Source organism: Azospirillum melinis (genome assembly GCF_013340935.1).
GTDB lineage: Bacteria > Pseudomonadota > Alphaproteobacteria > Azospirillales > Azospirillaceae > Azospirillum > Azospirillum melinis.
Window position 1 is genome coordinate 1 of the sequence record NZ_WHOS01000031.1, and the last position, 18,290, is coordinate 18,290.

Annotated in this window: 14 protein-coding genes and 1 tRNA gene; 10 read left to right on the plus strand and 5 right to left on the minus strand. The window is 65.0% G+C overall.

Features of this window, described 5'->3' with window-relative positions; all coding sequences use genetic code 11:
* Nucleotides 1-164 precede the first annotated feature (164 nt).
* Both GBZ48_RS21385 and GBZ48_RS21390 read right to left on the minus strand, forming a co-directional pair.
* A complete protein-coding gene (locus GBZ48_RS21385) occupies nt 165-1,073 on the minus strand; it encodes a hypothetical protein (protein WP_174472853.1) in 909 nt (302 codons plus the stop codon).
* A gap of 513 nt (nt 1,074-1,586) precedes the next feature.
* Entirely contained in the window at nt 1,587-3,155 is a 1,569-nt protein-coding gene (locus GBZ48_RS21390) for a lysine--tRNA ligase (RefSeq protein ID WP_174472854.1), read from the minus strand.
* A 219-nt stretch (nt 3,156-3,374) separates the two neighbouring features.
* Between GBZ48_RS21390 and GBZ48_RS21395 the strand changes: the two genes are divergently transcribed.
* Genes GBZ48_RS21395 through GBZ48_RS21405 form a run of 3 tightly spaced genes read left to right on the plus strand, consistent with a single transcriptional unit; the run spans nt 3,375 to nt 4,570 of the window.
* Nucleotides 3,375-3,698 carry a DMT family transporter gene (locus GBZ48_RS21395; protein WP_174472855.1) on the plus strand — a complete coding sequence of 108 codons (324 nt, stop codon included), beginning with the start codon at nt 3,375-3,377 and terminating at the stop codon, nt 3,696-3,698.
* Between the two features lie 51 nt (nt 3,699-3,749).
* A complete protein-coding gene (locus tag GBZ48_RS21400; RefSeq protein WP_174472856.1) occupies nt 3,750-4,088 on the plus strand; it encodes an ArsR/SmtB family transcription factor in 339 nt (112 codons plus the stop codon).
* Entirely contained in the window at nt 4,085-4,570 is a 486-nt protein-coding gene (locus tag GBZ48_RS21405; RefSeq protein ID WP_174472857.1) for an SRPBCC family protein, read from the plus strand. The genes GBZ48_RS21400 and GBZ48_RS21405 overlap by 4 nt, the downstream gene beginning before the upstream one ends.
* A 69-nt stretch (nt 4,571-4,639) precedes the next feature.
* Here the strand turns inward: GBZ48_RS21405 and GBZ48_RS21410 are convergent, their stop codons facing one another.
* The 3 genes from GBZ48_RS21410 to secA all read right to left on the minus strand — a co-directional run bounded on the left by GBZ48_RS21410 (nt 4,640) and on the right by secA (nt 10,861).
* Complete coding sequence (locus GBZ48_RS21410) at nt 4,640-7,399, minus strand: EAL domain-containing protein (protein ID WP_246307365.1); 2,760 nt, start codon at nt 7,397-7,399, stop codon at nt 4,640-4,642.
* Between the two features lie 125 nt (nt 7,400-7,524).
* Nucleotides 7,525-7,998, minus strand: a complete 474-nt coding sequence (gene mscL, locus GBZ48_RS21415; protein ID WP_174472858.1) for a large conductance mechanosensitive channel protein MscL — start codon at nt 7,996-7,998, stop codon at nt 7,525-7,527.
* A gap of 115 nt (nt 7,999-8,113) precedes the next feature.
* Nucleotides 8,114-10,861: a preprotein translocase subunit SecA gene (gene secA / locus GBZ48_RS21420; RefSeq protein ID WP_174472859.1), complete on the minus strand. Its 2,748-nt coding sequence runs from the start codon at nt 10,859-10,861 to the stop codon at nt 8,114-8,116.
* Nucleotides 10,862-11,300: 439 nt separating this feature from the next.
* Here secA and GBZ48_RS21425 point away from each other — a divergent pair, with 439 nt between their 5' ends.
* From GBZ48_RS21425 to GBZ48_RS21455, 7 genes are all read left to right on the plus strand, one after another.
* Entirely contained in the window at nt 11,301-12,278 is a 978-nt protein-coding gene (locus GBZ48_RS21425; protein ID WP_174472860.1) for a peptidylprolyl isomerase, read from the plus strand.
* Between the two features lie 130 nt (nt 12,279-12,408).
* Entirely contained in the window at nt 12,409-13,647 is a 1,239-nt protein-coding gene (gene argJ, locus GBZ48_RS21430; protein WP_174472861.1) for a bifunctional glutamate N-acetyltransferase/amino-acid acetyltransferase ArgJ, read from the plus strand.
* A gap of 6 nt (nt 13,648-13,653) precedes the next feature.
* Nucleotides 13,654-14,097 carry a (deoxy)nucleoside triphosphate pyrophosphohydrolase gene (locus tag GBZ48_RS21435; RefSeq protein ID WP_199235252.1) on the plus strand — a complete coding sequence of 148 codons (444 nt, stop codon included), beginning with the start codon at nt 13,654-13,656 and terminating at the stop codon, nt 14,095-14,097.
* Between the two features lie 422 nt (nt 14,098-14,519).
* Nucleotides 14,520-16,448, plus strand: coding sequence for a DNA helicase RecQ (gene recQ / locus GBZ48_RS21440; protein ID WP_174472862.1), 1,929 nt, complete (start codon nt 14,520-14,522; stop codon nt 16,446-16,448).
* 103 nt (nt 16,449-16,551) lie between these two features.
* Nucleotides 16,552-16,626: transfer RNA gene (locus GBZ48_RS21445), tRNA-Thr, on the plus strand.
* Nucleotides 16,627-17,112: 486 nt separating this feature from the next.
* Nucleotides 17,113-17,994: an SDH family Clp fold serine proteinase gene (locus GBZ48_RS21450; RefSeq protein ID WP_174472863.1), complete on the plus strand. Its 882-nt coding sequence runs from the start codon at nt 17,113-17,115 to the stop codon at nt 17,992-17,994.
* Nucleotides 17,995-18,005: 11 nt separating this feature from the next.
* On the plus strand, nt 18,006-18,230 hold the full coding sequence (locus tag GBZ48_RS21455; RefSeq protein ID WP_174472864.1) for a hypothetical protein: 225 nt from the start codon (nt 18,006-18,008) through the stop codon (nt 18,228-18,230).
* Nucleotides 18,231-18,290: the final 60 nt, after the last annotated feature.

Genomic DNA, 18,290 nt, shown 5'->3' on the forward strand with positions numbered 1-18,290 from the left:
CACCGGACCTGAAGCCTTGTGGTTGGGCCGCGGCCGGAGCGGAGCGGCAGCTGTGGGATCATGCGGACCATCGAAACGCTCCCCTGGTTAACGGCCCCCTAATTCGGCGGCGGTGCGGCCTGTGACATCCGGCCTGTGACATCCCGCAAGTTCGGCGGCGGACCTCAGCGCCGCTTGGCCGCCGGGGTGCTGCCCAGCATGCTGCGCTGCGCCAGCATCGGGCGCGGCATCTGGCGGCCGCCCAGCACGCGGACCGGCACGGACTGCTCCAGCCGGTGCTTGTCGAACTGGTCGAAGATGCGCAGCAGCGCCTCCGCCGTGCCCTCGCCATATTGGATGTCGGTGCGGGCGCGGCCCAGTTCCGTGCGCAGGCCGTCGCGCAGCCGGCCGAACAGCGCGTCGAACAGCGTCTGGAAATGCTCCTCGGCGAAGACGAAATGGCGCTCGCGCAGCTGGTCGGTCATCCGCCGGATGAAGGTCTGGCGCTGCTGGTGGAACTGGCGGAAGCGCAGCATCACCCGGATGAAGGGCGTGTCGGCCAGCACCGCCAGCGTTTCCTCATGCGCCAGCCGCTGCCAGACCTCGGCATCGCGGTCGGTTCCCAGCCGGTTGAACAGGGCGATGACGCTGGCATTCATCGCTTCCCATTCCTTTTCGTAGAACAGGGCGGTCAGGGTCGATTGCAGGCCGGGAAGGATCACCTGGGGAAAGCTGGCGCCGGTGATCGGGTCCATGCTGTCGGGCAGCCGGGTGCGCAGGGCCGAAACCATCAGGCGGGTGACGAAGTCGCGGCGGCGCCCGCCGGCCCCGATCTGCGGTGGCTCCTCCCCCATGGCTCCGGTGCCTCCGCCGCAGCCACCGCAACTGGACGCCGTGCAGGATTGGCAGATCGAGGCGAACAGCGGCAGCACCGACGGCCAGTGCGCCATCATCAACCCCATGGCGCGGGTGAATTCCTCGCGCGACAGGACGCCCTTGGCGGTGAATTGCGGCTCCAGCGCTTCCTGAAAGGTGCTGACCAGAGCCTGGGCCGTGCGATGGTGGCGTTCGAACGGCGGCTGATCGGCGGTCATCCCACGCCCTCCCTCCCGGTGTATCCCAGCCGGCCGGCGACTGGGCCGGACGCGGTTACCGGAACAATTTATCCGGTATTTTATCTATCCTGGCTGTGACGGCCATCACAGGGCCGAGCCGGGACAGGGGGACAAGGGGGCGCGACAGGGGACGGCGGGCTGCGGGCAAAAAAAAGGGCCGCGTCCCAAATGGGCGCGGCCTTTAGTCTAGGGAGGAAACGCACTGCAAAATGCAGTAACGAGGCGGAGTTTAAGCCCACAGCCGTGTTAGCGGTACCACGGTTTTCGTATTGGTGCGGTGCGACATCCGCATAGCGCGGTATGGAATAGAGTTTGGTTTGCCCACCCCCTATGCGGGAAGGCAGAGTTCTGCCCGTTTGGTGTGCAGGCGACCGCTTGCGGGTTGGGCGAACGATCGAATTCGAAAATCATCGCGCTTTTGAATGTTCGTAAATGAAAAAGGGGAGCGTCTCGCGACACCCCCCTTTTCCCAATCCGATGCGGACCGCAGCGTCAGGCCGCCAGCTTCTCGCGGATCAGCGCCTTGGTCTCCTCGATGCCGTAAAGCTGGATGAAGGAGCCCATGCGCGGGCCGGTGGTCTGGCCCAGCAGCACCTCGTAGAGCGCCTGGAACCAGGCGCGCAGTTCGGTGAAGCCGTGGGCCTTGCCGACCTCGAACACCTCGTTCTGGATGACGTCGGCGCGGGCGTCGGCCGGCACGCTGTCGAGCTTGACCAGCAGATCCTGCAAGGCCGCACGTTCGGCGTCGGTCGGCGCGCGGAACTGCTTGGTCGGCTTCACCTGATCCTGATAGTAGCGCACGGCATAGCCGACCATGCTGTCGAGGAACGGGCTGTTCTCCGGCGTGGCGTCGGGCGCATAGCGGCGGATGAAGCCCCACATGGCGTCCTTGGTCTCGGCATTCGCCGCACCGGCCAGATTGAGCAGCAGGTTGAACGACACGTCGGAGCGCACCGCCGGCGGCTTGCCGTTGTGGATGTGCCAGGCCGGGTTCTCCAGCCTCTTCGCCGGCTCTTCGCCATGGACCCTGTCGACGAAGGTCAGATACTCGTCGACGGCGCGCGGGATGACGTCGAAATAGAGGCGCTTGGCCGACTTCGGCTTCTGGAACATGTAGAGGGCGAGGCTTTCCTGCGGCGCGTAGGCCAGCCATTCCTCCATCGTCAGGCCGTTGCCCTTCGACTTGGAGATCTTCTGGCCCTTGTCGTCGAGGAACAGCTCGTAATTGAAGCCCTCCGGCGGGGTGCCGCCGAGGATCCTGCAGATCTTGCCGGCGAGTTCGGCCGACGGGATCAGGTCCTTGCCGTACATCTCGTAATCGACGCCGAGGCCGAACCAGCGCATGCCCCAGTCGGGCTTCCATTGCAGCTTCACATGGCCGCCGGTGACCGGAAGCTCCACCTTCTTGCCGTCCTCGTCCTCGAAGACGATGGTGCCGGCATCGACGTTGCGCTCCAGCATCGGCACCTGGAGGACCCGGCCGGTCGAGGGGGAGACCGGCAGGAAGGGGCTGTAGGTGGCCTGACGCTCCGCACCCAGGGTGGGCAGCATCACCGCCATCACCTCGTCGTAATGGCGCAGGATGCCGAGCAGCGCCTCGTCGAAGCGGCCCGACTTGTACCAGTCGGTGGAGGACTGGAACTCGTACTCGAAGCCGAAGCTGTCGAGGAAGGCGCGCAGCCGGGCGTTGTTGTGGGCGCCGAAGCTGTCATGGGTGCCGAAAGGATCGGGCACCCGGGTCAGCGGCTTGCCCAGGTTGGCCGCCACCATCTCCTTGTTGGGGATGTTGTCGGGAACCTTGCGCAGCCCGTCCATGTCGTCCGAGAAGCAGAACAGCTTGGTCGGAATGTCGCTCATGGTCTGGAAGGCGTGGCGCACCATGCTGGTGCGCGCCACCTCGCCGAAGGTGCCGAGATGCGGCAGGCCCGACGGACCGTAACCGGTCTCGAACAGGACATAGCCTTTGGCGGGCGGAGCTTTCGCGAAGCGCGCGACCAGTTTGCGCGCCTCCTCGAACGGCCATGCCTTCGCCTGCAACGCCAGATCCCGTTCGCCGGTCATCGTCGGACCCTTTCGAAACCACAAAGATAAAGTTGGGAATGAGGGCAAAGACCCTAGGGCCGGGCGGGCGTGGCGTCAACCTTGGGTGTCCGGCCCGGGCGTCTGGCGGGGTAGGTGTTCCGGGCCACTTGCGGCACCCGGTCGGCCGGTCCATCCTGCGCGGCCCGCGGGATCGGCCCGCGGGGATCGTCCTTGCGGGCGTCGGTGGGGTTCGGGGTGATGAGCTGGCTCTATCTGGTGGTGGCGATCCTGTTCGAGGTCGTCGGCACGTCGGCGATGAAGATGTCGGAGGGGATGACGCGGCTCGGCCCGGCGGCGGTCGTGGTGGTGTGCTACGGCATCGCCTTCCTGCTGCTGGCCAAGGCGCTGCGCACGATGGAGGTCGGCATCGCCTACGCCATCTGGTCGGCGACGGGCACCGCCGCCATCGCCGCCATCGGCGTCTTCGTGTTCGGCGAATCGCTCACGGTGATGAAGGTGGTCGGCATCCTGCTGATCGTCGCCGGTGTGATCAGCCTGCACATGGCGAGCGGACCGGCGTGACCGCGATAGTTAGGCGTTGACCTAAGTGTTCTTCGCCGGTAGGGTGCCGTCATGGATGCGGCACTCGATCTGACATTCCGGGCGCTGGCGGATCCCACGCGCCGGGCGGTCGTCCAGGCGCTCGGGCATGGCCCGGCGACGGTGGGCGACCTCGCGAAACCCTTCGACATGGCTCTGCCGAGCTTTCTCCAGCACCTGAAGATGCTGGAGGAGAGCGGACTCGTCGAAACGCGGAAGGTCGGTCGGGTGCGCACCTGCACGCTGAAGCCTGAGGCTCTGGCGGCCGCGGAAAGCTGGCTGGAAGAGCAGCGGAGCCTTTGGACAAAGCGGTTCGACCAACTGGACAGCCTGGTGCTGGACCTGAAGCAGAAGGAGGAAGAGGACCCATGACCGTTCCGACCGCCGCCGCCGTCTTCGATCCGCGGCTCGACCTTGAACTGAAGCGTGAGGTATCGGTTCCGCCGAGGCTGCTCTGGCGGGCCTGGACCGAGCCCGATCTCTTGATGAAGTGGTTCACGCCGGCACCCTGGCGGACCACCGCCTGCGAGATCGACCTGAAGCCCGGCGGCAAGTTCCGTACGGTGATGGAAGGGCCGAACGGCGAGAGGAACGACAATATGGGGTGCTTCCTTGCCGTGGAGCACGAGAAGCTTCTGGTCTTCACCTCCGCCCTCGGGCCGGGCTACCGCCCCACCGACAACGGCTTCATGACCGCATCCGTCATCTTCGAGCCGACGGCCGAAGGCACCCTCTATACCGCCATCGCACTTCACAAGGACGAAGCGGCGAAAAAGACGCATGAGGACATGGGCTTCCATCTGGGCTGGAACACGGCGCTCGACCAGCTCGTCGCGCTGGCGAAAGACCTCTGACGGTCCATGCCGTTGCAGTGAACGGACCTTCGCATTGGGCCGGCTCCGGTTCGTTGCGAAAGTCCGGTTCTACACCCCGACCTTGAACGGGTTCACCTGCCGGGCGGCGCGCTCCACCGCTTCGGCGGGGCCGGGGCGGCCGAGGAAATAGCCCTGGGCGAAGTCGCAGTTCAGGCCGCGCAGGGCCTCCAGCGTCTCGGCATCCTCCACGCCTTCCGCCACGGCGGTCAGGTTCAGGCTGTGGGCCATCTGGATGACGGCGGCGGTGATCTTGGCGCTGTCGTGGTTGCGGGTGAGGTCGGCGACGAAACCGCGGTCGATCTTCAGCTTGTCCACCGCCAGACGGCCGATGTAGGACAGGTTGGAATAGCCGGTGCCGAAATCGTCGATCGACACCTGCACCCCCATCGCCTTGATCCGTCTCAGATTGTCCATCACCACATCGGTGTTCTGGATCAGCATCGATTCGGTCAGCTCCAGCTCCAGCAGCAGCGGGTCGAGCCCGCTGTCGCTCAGCGCCCCCGTCACCGTACGGACGAGGTCGCTGCGCTGAAGCTGCAAGGCCGACAGGTTGACCGCCACCGACAGCGCCAGCCCCTGGGCGTGCCATTGCGCCGCCTGCCGGCAGGCCTCGGTCAGCACCCAGGCGCCGATCGGCACGATCAGGCCGCTGTCCTCGGCGATCGGGATGAAATCGCCGGGTGGGACCATGCCCTTGTCCGGGTGGTTCCAGCGCACCAGTGCCTCCGCACCGGTCACGGCTCCGGTCTCCAGGCTGACCTGCGGCTGGTAATGGATCAGGAACTCCCCCCGCTCCAGCGCACGGCGCAGGCCGCTGCGGGTGGACAGGTGGGCCACCGCCTCGGCGTTCATCGCCTCGGCATAGAAGCGGTGGGTGTCGCGGCCGGCCGCCTTGGCGTGGTGGAGCGCGGTGTCGGCGTTCTTCAGCAGGGTGGCGAAGTCCTTCCCGTCGGCCGGGGCCATGGCCACGCCCGACGACAGGGTGAGGATCAGTTCCTGTCCGCCGACCTGGAAGGGGGCGGCCATCGCCTCGTGCAGGGAAGCGACGGTTTCCACCACCGTGTCGATGTCGGGCTTGCCGGACAGCAGCAGGATGAACTCGTCGCCGCCGCCGCGGCTGACCGTGTCGGTCTCGCGCACCGCCGCCTTCAGCCGGTCCGCGACCGCGCGCAGCAGCGCGTCGCCGACGGCGTGGCCCAGGCTGTCGTTCACGGTCTTGAAGCGGTCCAGCCCGCAGGCGACCAGCGCCACCAGCCGGCCGTTGCGCTCCGACCGCGCCAGGGCCTGTTCGGTGCGGTCCTGCACCAGGATGCGGTTGGGCAGCAGGGTCAGCGCGTCGTGGCGCGACAGATACTCCATCCGCTCCTGCGCCGCCTTGCGTTCAGTGATGTCGCGGATGAGAACGAGAACCCGGCGGTCGTTGCCGTCGATGACGGCGCGCCGCATGCTGACCTCCACCCAGAACAGCGACCCGTCCAGCCGGCGGGCATGCCATTCGAACAGTTGCGGTTCGCCGTCGGCCGCCTTGCGGATCCACGCCGCCGCCTCGTTGCGCGTGTAGGGCGGCGTGCCGGAGCTGAGCATCCCGGCGGTGATGTCCGAAAGCGGCAGGCCTTCCACCCGGTACATCTCCATCATCCTGCGGTTGGCTTCCAGGATGGAGCCGCTGTCCAGGTCGTGGATGAAGATGGCGTCGGTGACGCTGTCGAAGATGGTGCGGACGCGCTCCTCGCTGGCGGTCAGGGCGGCGACCGCGGTGCGCAGGCTCTCGGTCTTGCTTTCGACCTGCCGGCGCAGCAGCAGGACCCACACCAGCGCACCGGCGCCCAGGACGGCCAGCCCGGCCAGAAGCTTGACCAGCAGATCCATCGTCTGCGGGCTGACCATGCCGGTGAGCGGGCGGCCGAGCCAGCGCTCGTCCACCGCCTTGCGCTCGTCCGCGGTGATGCGGGCGAAGCCGTCGGCGATCAGGCGGAACAGGGCGGCGTTGCCCTTGCGCACCGCCCAGTGCAGTTCGCCGGTGTAGAGCGGCTCGGTGTAGCGGAAGCGCCCCTGCACCCCGCGCTTGGTCATGTAATAGCGGGCCGAGGGATCGTCCATGCAGAAGACCCGGCTTTCCTGGCGCGAGGCGGCCTCGACCATCGCCTCGAAACCGGGATAGCGCTGGAAGGCGGTGATGCCCTGGTCGGTCAGCCATTCGATGCAGAAGTCGCTGTCCTTCACCCCGACCGTGAAGGCGCGCAGCGAATCCACCCCGGTGATGCCGCTGAGGTCGGCGCTGAACCAGATCGGCACGTCAACGCGGGCATAGGGCTTGGAGAAATCGTAGATCGCCTCGCGGGCGCTGTTGCGGAAGATGGTCTCGATGACGTCGGCGTCGCCCCTGTCCATCGCCTGCCGGGCGAGACCCCAGTCGAGCGGCATCATCCGCACCGGGATGCCGGTCTTCTGCGACCACAGCATCCACATGTCCTTCACGATGCCGACATGGGTGCCGTCCGGCGTGTGGAAGCTGTAGGGCGGGTAATTGTTGTCCAGCGTCACCCGGATCTCGGCCGGGCGGGGGCCGGTCTCCGGAAGCTGTGCCGGCACCGGCGTGTTGATCGCCGCCGCCGGGTCGCCGGCCAGAAGCGACAGCAGCAGGATCGCCAGCAGCCGCGCGACCGCGGTCCGCGCGCTGCGGATCGCCATGGGGATCGCCTTGGGGCTCATGGAGGCGCCCCGGCCGGAACAGTCGATGGGCAGCGCGTGGCGGACATGGACATGGCCCTTGCCGAGGTCATGGACAGCGCAGGCGTGTGAGGCCATCTCCTCGCCGCCATCGCCAGCTTATCCAAGAGGGTAACCCGTTCGACAAGCTGCGGCAACGAAGGGTTCTCGCGCGCTTGTGACAAGCTCCCGCGCCGATGGCAGCCGGTGCGCCCGGCAAGGGATCAGGGAGAGCGGTCGGCGGGCGGGGCGGCGGGCCGGGGGGTGGACTGATTGCCGGCCCGGTCGTTCGCCTGGGCGCGCAGGGCGTCGCGGATTTCCTCCAGCAGCTGTTCCTGCCGCGGCGGCGTTTTCAGCGTTTCCTTGTGCAGGATGTGCAGCCGGTTGACCTGCCGGACGATCAGGAACAGGGCGCCCGACACGATCAGGAAATTGATGCAGGCATTGATGAAGCGGCCATAGTTGACGGTGGCCGCACCCGCCTGTTCGGCGGCCTGGAGCGAATCGAACCGGCCGCCGGACAGGCTGAAGAAATAGTTGGAGAAGTCGATGCCGCCCATGACCCAGCCGATGGGCGGCATCAGGATGTCCTTGACCAGGGAATTGACGATTCCCGTAAAGGCGGCACCGATGATGATGCCGACCGCCAGCTCCACGACATTGCCGCGGCTGATGAATTTCTTGAATTCTTCGAACATGGCGTCCCGTTTCTCCGTGGTCATGGAAGGGAAACGGGACGGAGCAGGGATGGTTTCATAAGGCCCCCTCTTCCCCCGGACAGGATCGGGGGAAGAGGGGGGGAGACTTCGGCCCTCAGGCCATGCGGCCGTGGCAGTGCTTGAACTTCTTGCCCGACCCGCAGGGGCAGGCGGCGTTGCGCGGGGTGTTTTCCATCACCTCGGCCGGCAGCGGCTGGTCTTCCGGCGTGCCCACAAGCGAGGAGGCTGGCGAGGAGCCGCGGACCATGCCGTCGGGCAGGGCTTCGCCGTCACCGGCGCCCATGGCCGCCATCGCCAGCGCCGGGTCCATGCGGCCCTCGTGCATCTCCTGCATCTGGCGGGCGAACAGTTCCTCCTGCGACGGCGCCATGCGGATTTCGACATGCATCAGGATGGTGGTGACCTGCTCGCGCAGGGCCATCAGCATCGTGTCGAACAGCTCGAAGGCCTCGCGCTTGTACTCGTTCAGCGGGTCCTTCTGGGCATAGGCGCGCAGGTTGATGCCCTGGCGCAGATGGTCGAGCTGGAGCAGATGGTCCTTCCATTCCTGGTCCAGGATCTGGAGCAGGATGCTCTTCTCGACATGCCGCATCGTCTCGGCGCCGTAGGCCTCCTCCTTGTCCGCATATTTGCGGTCGGCGGCCTCGCGCACGCGCTCCTCGATCTCCGGCTCGGCGATGCCCTCTTCCTTGGCCCACTCCTGGACCGGCAGGTCCATGCCCAGCACGCGGTTGACCGCCTCGTGCAGGCCGTCGATGTCCCACTGCTCGGAGTAGCTGTTCGCCGGGATCGCCGTCGACACCATGTTGGCGATGATCTGGTGGCGCATCTCGCGGATTTCCTCCGCGATGTCCTCGCTCTCCATCACCTCGTGGCGCTGCTCGTAGACGACCTTGCGCTGGTCGTTCATGACGTTGTCGAACTTCAGCAGGTTCTTGCGGACCTCGAAATGGTGCGCCTCGACCTTCTGCTGCGCCTTTTCCAGGGCCTTGTTGATCCAGGGATGGATGATCGCCTCGCCTTCCTTCAGGCCGAGACGCTGGAGCATGCTGTCCATCCGCTCCGACCCGAAGATGCGCATCAGGTCGTCTTCCAGCGACAGGAAGAACTTCGAGGTGCCGGGATCGCCCTGGCGGCCGGAACGGCCGCGCAGCTGGTTGTCGATGCGGCGGCTCTCGTGCCGCTCGGTGCCGATGACGTAGAGGCCGCCGGCCTGCTTGACCTTCTCGCGCGCTTCCGCGATCTCGGCCTCGATCTGCGCGATGCGGGCGTCGCGCTCCGGGCCTTCCGGAACGTCGGCCAGCTCGACCTCGATCCGCATCTGGAGATTGCCGCCGAGCTGGATGTCGGTGCCGCGGCCGGCCATGTTGGTGGCGACCGTCACCGCGCCGGCGCGGCCGGCCTGGGCGACGATGTAGGCTTCCTGCTCGTGGTGGCGGGCGTTCAGGACGTTGTGCGGAATGCCGCGCTTGTTCAGCAGCTCCGACAGCAGTTCCGACTTCTCGATCGAGGTGGTGCCGACCAGGACCGGCTGGCCGCGCTTGCGCGCGTCCTCGATCAGGTCGGTCATCGCGTGGTATTTCTCGGTCGCGGTGCGGTAGACCTCGTCGTCATGGTCGATGCGCTTGACCGGGACGTTGGTCGGCATGTCGACCACTTCCAGCCCGTAGATCTCGCCGAACTCCGCCGCCTCGGTCAGCGCGGTGCCGGTCATGCCGGCCAGCTTCGGGTAGATGCGGAAGTAGTTCTGGAAGGTGATGGAGGCCAGCGTCTGGTTCTCGCGCTGGATCGTCACCTTCTCCTTGGCTTCCAGCGCCTGGTGCAGACCTTCGGAGAAGCGGCGGCCGTCCATCATGCGGCCGGTGAACTCGTCGATGATGACGACCTTGTCGTCCTTGACGATGTAGTCCTTGTCGCGCTGGAACAGCATGTGGGCGCGCAGCGCCTGCTGCGAATGGTGGACCAGCGCCACGTTCTGGATGTCGTAGAGCCCGCCCGACTTCAGCAGACCGGCCTCGGCCAGCAACTGCTCCATATGCTCCTGGCCGGCTTCGGTGAAGCTGACGGTGCGGTGCTTCTCGTCCTTCTCGTAATCCTCGGCCACCAGCATCGGGATCAGCCGGTCGACCTGGACATACATTTCGGACGAATCGGTCGAGGGGCCGGAGATGATCAGCGGCGTGCGCGCCTCGTCGATCAGGATCGAGTCGACCTCGTCGACGATGGCGAAGTTGAAGGGCCGCTGGACCAGCTCCTCCAGCCGGAACTTCATGTTGTCGCGCAGATAGTCGAAGCCGAATTCGTTGTTCGTGCCGTAGGTGATGTCGGCGGCGTAGGCGGCGCGCCGCTCGTCGTCGTCCAGCCCATGGACGATGCAGCCGGTGGTCAGGCCGAGGAAGCCGTAGACCCGCGCCATCCAGCCGCTGTCGCGCGAGGCGAGGTAGTCGTTCACGGTGACGACGTGGACGCCCTTGCCTTCCAGCGCGTTCAGGTAGACGGCCAGCGTGGCGACCAGCGTCTTGCCTTCGCCGGTGCGCATCTCGGCGATCTTGCCGCTGTGCAGCACCATGCCGCCCATCAGCTGCACGTCGAAGTGACGCTGGCCCAGCACGCGCTTGGCCGCCTCGCGCACGGTGGCGAAGGCGTCGGGCAGGATGTCGTCCAGCGTTTCGCCCTTGGCCAGCCGTTCGCGCAGCCAGTCGGTGCGACCCTTCAGCTGGTCGTCCGACAGCGCGGCGACCGACGGCTCCAGCGCGTTGATCTGAGCCACGGTCTTGTGCAGCGCCTTGACCGCGCGCGTGTTGGCGGTGCCGAAAATCTTGCGGGCGAGAGCGCCGAACATGAAAACCTCGGGAGTAAAGCGGAATGTGGGCCAGCCTATCGACGGGTCTCACATAGGACTATGGCAAGGCGCTGTCAACGAGACCGGGCCGGCGGGGGCTCGGTTGCGGCATTTGCGCAGACGGTTCAGCGGGGACGGCATGGCCGTCCGTCATGGCTGCCCGGCATGACCGTTTGATGAATTCGCGTCCAGAATGCGCCGCGGCGGTTGGCTGGCGCCGGTGGGGGCTGGTATCCCCTGCGGCGGAACACAGCTAATGGGCGGTGGCCGCGCGCGGGACAATGGGGACCCTTGCCCCGCGCGGCTTAGCCATGCTTAATCCCCTGCGGAATCGGGCGCGGAGCGGCGGATGGCTCCGATGCCGCAGACCATGCGAAACGGGCGCCGGCCCATCGGCCGCCCATTTGTGAAGCATCCGCCGGAAGGAAACAGACACGCCATGGTTCAACGAGTGTTCCGCACCGCGCTCCTGTCGGTCGCCGCCTGCGGCATCGCGCTGGCCGCCCATGCCCAGACGCCGGCTCCCGCCACCCCGGCGCCGGTCGCTCCGGCCCCGGCTGCCGCCGCTCCGGCTCCGGCCGCCCCGGCCGATCCGGTGGTCGCCCGCGTCAACGGCGAGGAGCTGCACAAGTCGGACGTCACCCGCATGGTCTCGCAGCTGCCGCCGCAGGTGCAGCAGATGCCGATCGAGATGATCTATCCGGCGGTGATCGACCAGCTGGTCAGCGGCAAGCTGGTCTCCTCGGCCGGCTACAAGGCCGGTCTGGCCGATTCGGCCGAGGTGAAGGACGAGATCAAGCGCGCCGAGGAGCGCGCGGTGCAGCGCGCCTATATTCAGAAGGAAATCAAGGCCCGCGTGACGCCCGAGGCGCTGAACAAGGCCTATCAGGAATACCTGAAGGAGAACCCGGCACAGGAGGAGGTCAAGGCCGCCCACATCCTGGTCGAGAAGGAAGACGAGGCCAAGGCCATCATCGCCCAGCTGAAGAAGGGCGGCGATTTCGCCAAGCTGGCCAAGGAGAAGTCCAAGGACGCCGCCGCGGCGGCCCAGGGCGGCGACCTCGGCTACTTCACCAAGGACGCGATGGTCGAACCCTTCGCCAACGCCGCCTTCGCCATGAAGCCGGGTGAGATCAGCAAGGAGCCGGTCAAGACCCAGTTCGGCTATCACATCATCAAGGTCGAGGACAAGCGGACCCAGCCGCAGCCGACGCTCGACGAAGTGAAGCCGCAGCTGGAGCAGACCCTGTCGAAGGACATGGTCACCGCGCTCGTCGAGGAACTGCGCGGCAAGGCGAAGATCGAGACCTTCCAGCTCGACGGCTCGCCGATGCCGAAGGAAGAGCCGGCCGCTGCTCCGGCCACCCCGGCCCCGGCCCCGGCGCCTGCCGCTCCGGCGGAACCGGCGAAGAAGTAAGCTCCGGCGTTCAGGCCCCCGCCGCCCCTTTCCCCGCACCTGTGGAGAAGAGGGCGACGGGGGCCTGAGGCCCTGACGGTTTCATCGCTCCACCACGCCACCACCACTCCCCACCACGGGAATTTCCTTCATGGCCACGACCCTCTCCCCCTTGGCTCCCGCCAGCTTCCCGACGTTGCCGCCCATCGCGGGCGTGCGCATCGCCACGGCGAACAGCGGCATCCGATACAAGGGCCGCGACGATCTGCTGCTGGCCGTGCTGGATCCCGGCACCAGCGTGGCGGGCGTGCTGACCCGGTCGCTGACCTGCTCGGCTCCGGTGATCTGGTGCCGCGACAGCCTGCCCAAGGGGTCGGCCCGTGCCGTGGTGGTGAATGCCGGCAATGCCAACGCCTTCACCGGCAAGGCGGGTGACGCCACCGTGCAGGCGACCGTCAGCGCCGCCGCCGAGCTGGCGGGCTGCGCTCCGGACGAGGTCTATATCGCGTCGACCGGCGTGATCGGCATCCCGCTGGCTGCCGACGCCATCGGCAAGTGCCTGGCGCCGATGGCCCCGAGCCTTGCCGCCGATTCGGCCGCGTGGGAGAAGGCCGCCCGCGCCATCATGACCACCGACACCTTCCCGAAGGGCTCGGTGCGCACCGCGACCATCGGTGGCACGACGGTGACCATCGCCGGCTTCGCCAAGGGCTCCGGCATGATCGCGCCGGACATGGCGACGATGCTGGGCTTCGTCTTCACCGACGCCGCCATCGCCGCCACCGCGCTGCAGGACATGCTGTCGGAGTTCACCGAGCGCACCTTCAACGCCGTGACCGTCGATGGCGACACCTCGACCAGCGACACGCTGCTGCTGTTCGCGACGGGGAAGGCGGGCAACGCCCCGGTGTCGAGCGCCGATGCCGCCGAGCTGGCGGAATTCCGCGCCGCGCTGGAGGATCTGCTGCTCGATCTGGCCTTGCAGGTGGTGCGTGACGGCGAGGGGGCGACCAAGTTCATCGCCATCACCGTGCGCGGCGCCGACAGCGACGCCGCCGCCAAGCGGATCGGCATGACGGTGGCGAACTCGCCGCTGGTCAAGACCGCCATTGCCGGCGAGGACGCCAACTGGGGCCGTATCGTCGCCGCCATCGGCCGCGCCGGCGAGCGCGCCGACCGCGACCTGATCAAGATCACCGTCGGCGGCACCCTGATCTGCGCCGAGGGGATGGAAGTCCCAGGTTACGACGAGACGCCGGTCACCGCCCACATGAAGGGTAAGGAGGTCGACATCGACATCGATCTCGGGCTGGGCAAGGGGACGGCGAAGGTGTGGACCTGCGACCTGACCCACGGCTACATCGACATCAACGGCAGCTATCGAAGCTGACGTGCCGTGACTGCCTGTTTCGATCCCAGCTCCACCCCCGCACCCGGCTCGCTGCCGGTGCTGCTGGTCGTCGCGGTGGCGCTCGTCGATGCCGACGGGCGCGTGCTGCTGGCCCAGCGCCCGCCCGGCAAGTCGCTGGCAGGCCTGTGGGAATTCCCCGGTGGCAAGGTCGATGCCGGGGAGACGCCGGAAGCAGCGCTGGTGCGCGAGTTGAAGGAGGAGCTGGGCATCGACACGGCGGCCAGCTGCCTCGCGCCCTTCACCTTCGCGTCCCACAGCTACGAGCGGTTCCATCTGCTGATGCCGCTCTATGTCTGCCGGGTGTGGGAGGGCGACGTGATGCCGCGGGAAGGGCAGAAGCTTGCCTGGGTCTATCCGAACCGGATGGGCGATTACCCGATGCCGCCGGCCGACGTGCCGTTGGTGGCGATGCTGCGGGATCTGCTGTAAGGCGCGATACCATGCGTTGAAAATCGGGCCGCGCGACTGTATATTTTTCGGAGGTAGCCGGCGGGTGTTCCTGCACCCGCCGGCACGCTTCCAGTGCTTAGCGCCGGATCAGGCGGATTTCGATCCGCCATCTCCGCCACTGGAGCACCAGGAAGAACGGCATCTTCTTCATGCCACCTTCCTCCTTCTGAAACGGCGGATGGACCACCCATCCGCCGTTTTCAGTTTACACGTGGGCGATGAACTGACGCCACCTTTTCACACCAATGTGTGGTATCGGTGACTGTGCGCCGGTGAAGGTCCGACCTTTGTTCCCGGGCGCGTCCCTTTGCGGCTTTGCCCCGCGGGCGATCTGTGCGACATGATGGGGCGTTGAGACGACAAGCCGGATCTCCGGCACCACTTTCCTGAACCGCATCGGCGTGGATTCGTTGTTTTCCTACGGCAATCTGGGTGCGTCGGACGATGCGCCCGGTCAACCGCCGGCCACGGCGCTCGAAGCGCTGCGGACGGTGTTCGGTTACGACTCCTTCCGCGGCCAGCAGGCCGACATCATCGACCATGTGGTGCGCGGCGGCGATGCGCTGGTGCTGATGCCGACTGGCGGCGGCAAATCGCTGTGCTATCAGATCCCGGCGCTGGTGCGCGACGGGGTGACGGTGGTGGTCTCGCCGCTGATCGCTCTGATGCGCGATCAGGTGACGGCGCTGCGGGAACTGGGCGTGCGCGCCGCCTTCCTCAATTCCTCCCTCGGCCCGGCCGAGGCGCGGGAGGTGGAGCGGGCGATGGTGCAGGGCGAGATCGACCTCGTCTACGTTGCCCCGGAACGGCTAGTGACGCCGCGCTTCCTCGACCTGCTCGACCGCACACGGTTGGCGCTGTTCGCGCTGGACGAGGCGCATTGCGTGTCGCAGTGGGGGCATGACTTCCGGCCTGAATATCTGCAACTGTCGATCCTGCACGAACGGCACCCGATGGTGCCGCGCATCGCGCTGACCGCCACCGCCGACGTGCAGACCCGCGCCGAGATCAAGGACAAGCTGGGGCTGACCGACGCCCGCGTCTTCCTGTCCAGCTTCGACCGACCCAACATCACTTACCGGGTGGTGCCGAAGAAGAGCGAGCGCCAGCAGATGCTGGCCTTCCTGCGCGACAACCATCCGGAAGACGCCGGCATCGTCTATTGCATGTCGCGCAACAAGGTGGAGGAGGTCGCGGCCTGGCTGAACCAACAGGGCCGCGAGGCTCTGCCCTACCATGCCGGGCTGCCCGCCGAGACGCGCGAGGCCAACCAGGACCGCTTCATCAAGAGCGAAGGTCTGGTCATGGTGGCCACCGTCGCCTTCGGCATGGGCATCGACAAGCCGAACGTCCGCTTCGTCTGCCACCTCGATCCGCCCAAGAGCCTGGAAGCCTATTACCAGGAGACCGGCCGCGCCGGCCGCGACGGGCTGCCCGCCAACGCCTGGATGGCCTATGGCATGGCCGACGTGGTGATGCTGCGCCAGATGCTGGAGCAGTCGGAGGCTGGCGACAGCCACCGCCGGGTGGAGCGCGGCAAGCTGGAAGCCCTGCTGGGCTTCTGCGAGACGTCGGACTGCCGCCGTCAGGTGCTGCTGAACTATTTCAACGAGACGCTGCCGGAGCCCTGCGGCAACTGCGACACCTGCCTGGACCCGGTCGAGACCTGGGACGGCACCATCGCCGCGCAGAAGGCATTGTCGGCGGTCTACCGCACCGGGCAGCGCTATGGCGCCGGCCATCTGATCGACGTGCTGGTCGGCAACGCCACCGAAAAGGTGGTGCAGCAGAACCATGACCAGCTGAAGACCTTCGGCGTCGGCAAGGACCTGACCAAGGTCGAATGGCAGTCGGTCTACCGCCAGCTTGTCGCGACCGGCCTTTTGACCGTCGATCTGGAGGGTTATGGCGGTTTCCGCCTGACCGATGCCGGGGTGGCCGTCATCAAGGGGCAGCGGGTGGTGAAGCTGCGCAAGGACCCGGTGCTGGAACGCCGCCGCGGCGTCCACGATGCGCTGCGCCGTCACACGGCGCGGGGTGGGTCGGTCGGCGGCGGCTTGAGCGGGGAGGGCGTGTCGCGCTCCGGCGCCCGCGGAACGCTGTCGGCGGCCGACGACGCGCTGTGGCATGCGCTGAAGGACTGCCGCACCACGTTGGCGAAGGCCCAGGGTGTGCCGCCCTATGTGATCTTCCACGACAGCACGCTGTTGGAGATGGTGGCCCAGCGCCCCCGCGACCACGCCACCTTCGCCCATCTGCCGGGGGTCGGCGGGCGCAAGCTGGAACGCTACGCCGACGCCTTCCTGGAGGTGATCCGGCAGCACGGGTGAGGCTTTCGGGTGCATGGCAGGTTTGAGGATGGCTGGCCGATTTTTCCAAAATTCACCGCTTGCATCCCGCGAAGCACCTCGCTATGTTCCGCGCCACAACGACGCCGCAGTAGCTCAGGGGTAGAGCAACTGATTCGTAATCAGTAGGTCCGGGGTTCAAATCCCTGTTGCGGCACCAGTTTTCCCACCAGTGTCATCGCTGGTTTCCCACAAGCAGCCATCCGCGAAAGCGGTTGGCTGCTTTTTGCTTTGTCTGAACAAAATGTATGCTGCTTACTTTCATGCGCAGGCTACCTGTCCGTTTCAAAAGCAGCCACGGGTTGGCTTTTGAATAAAAGTTAATAAAAATGCAACATCACCATGCCTTCTCCAATGGCTTGACATAAGGGTGTGTCAGAGAGTCTAATGCCGATATGCATAATCGCTCAAGCATAAACTCTAAGAAAAACAACCGCTTATCGGAAATGGATGAAGGCGGTGCGTTGCAAGAAGAAATGCCCCTCGGTAGCGGCTCGGGGAAAAATCCTGCTGCGGTTGCTCTGGGGCGTCTTGGCGGTAGAAGAGGGGGGCCCGCACGAGCAGAAAAGCTGACAGCAGAGGAGCGTAAACAAATCGCTACACGTGCGGCTAAAGCGCGATGGGATAAGAATAAGGAACCGGGGTGATGGCCTTAAAGTCGACTGGAACTAAGCAGGTTATTGAAGAGCAGTTATCAGAAAGGATCCAAAAAATTGAGGATCTGATGGATGCTGATTGCCTAGCTTATGTCGGGCCAATAGCTTTTGGTGTTGATGATGCAATTCGGGATGCCGTAGAAGAAATAGAAAATAAGAAGAAAAAGCTTGTCTTCATTCTAGAAACCTCTGGAGGTTTCGCGGAAACAACGAGGCGTATCGCTGACACAGTTAGGCATCACTACACCACTGTTGATTTTCTGATTCCTAGTTATGCAATGTCGGCTGGGACTATTCTCGCAATGGCAGGTGATGCCATCCATATGGACTATTATTCTGTTTTGGGTCCGATTGATCCCCAAATTGAAGGTCCAGATGGGGCTCTTATCCCTGCATTGGGATATTTAATCCGGTATGAAGACTTGCTTGCTAAGGCAAATGATGGGAAGATTACCAGTCCTGAGATGGATATATTGTTGTCCTTTGATCAAGGTCAGCTCTATTCTTATGAGCAAGCTAGAGATCTTTCTCGTTCTTTGCTCGAGGAGTGGCTTGTAAAATACAAATTCAAGGATTGGGTCGAAACAGAGACCCAAAAGACTCCAGTGACTGAAGATATGAAAAAGGCTCGGTCAAAAGAAATAGCTGATAGACTTAACAACGTGCGTCGATGGAACTCACACGGAATTGGCATAAATATGGAATTGCTCCGTAAAGAGCTAAACCTAAAGATCGATGATTTTGGCCAAGTTCCGGAACTGAGTGCTGCTATCCGCCGTTATCATAAGCTACTGGTCGATCATGGAGCGCGTATGCGGCACAATTCGATTGTCCATACACGTGATGCATATCGACCTCTTGCGGTCCGTTAGGAAGGTGTGCAATGGAAAAGCTCAACATTGAAGCTATCCTGGAGAAAAACCCTCAAATTGACCGGAAGTCGGTGGAAGAAAAAATGAAGAAGGTGTCGGAAGAAGGTTATCCAACGAGAAGGGGTAAAAGCGGCTCCGCTTCTCCCTACGCTAGCCGCCGTTTTTTCTTCGATACTAAGGAAAAGTCTGAGGATTTGGTCGATCCTCAATATCGGTCTCATTTTGGAAAGCGGTGACGTGGAGCTGGCGTAGCTTTTGCGCCACTAAAGAATAGGAAAATTTGAGCTGTGGCGTTT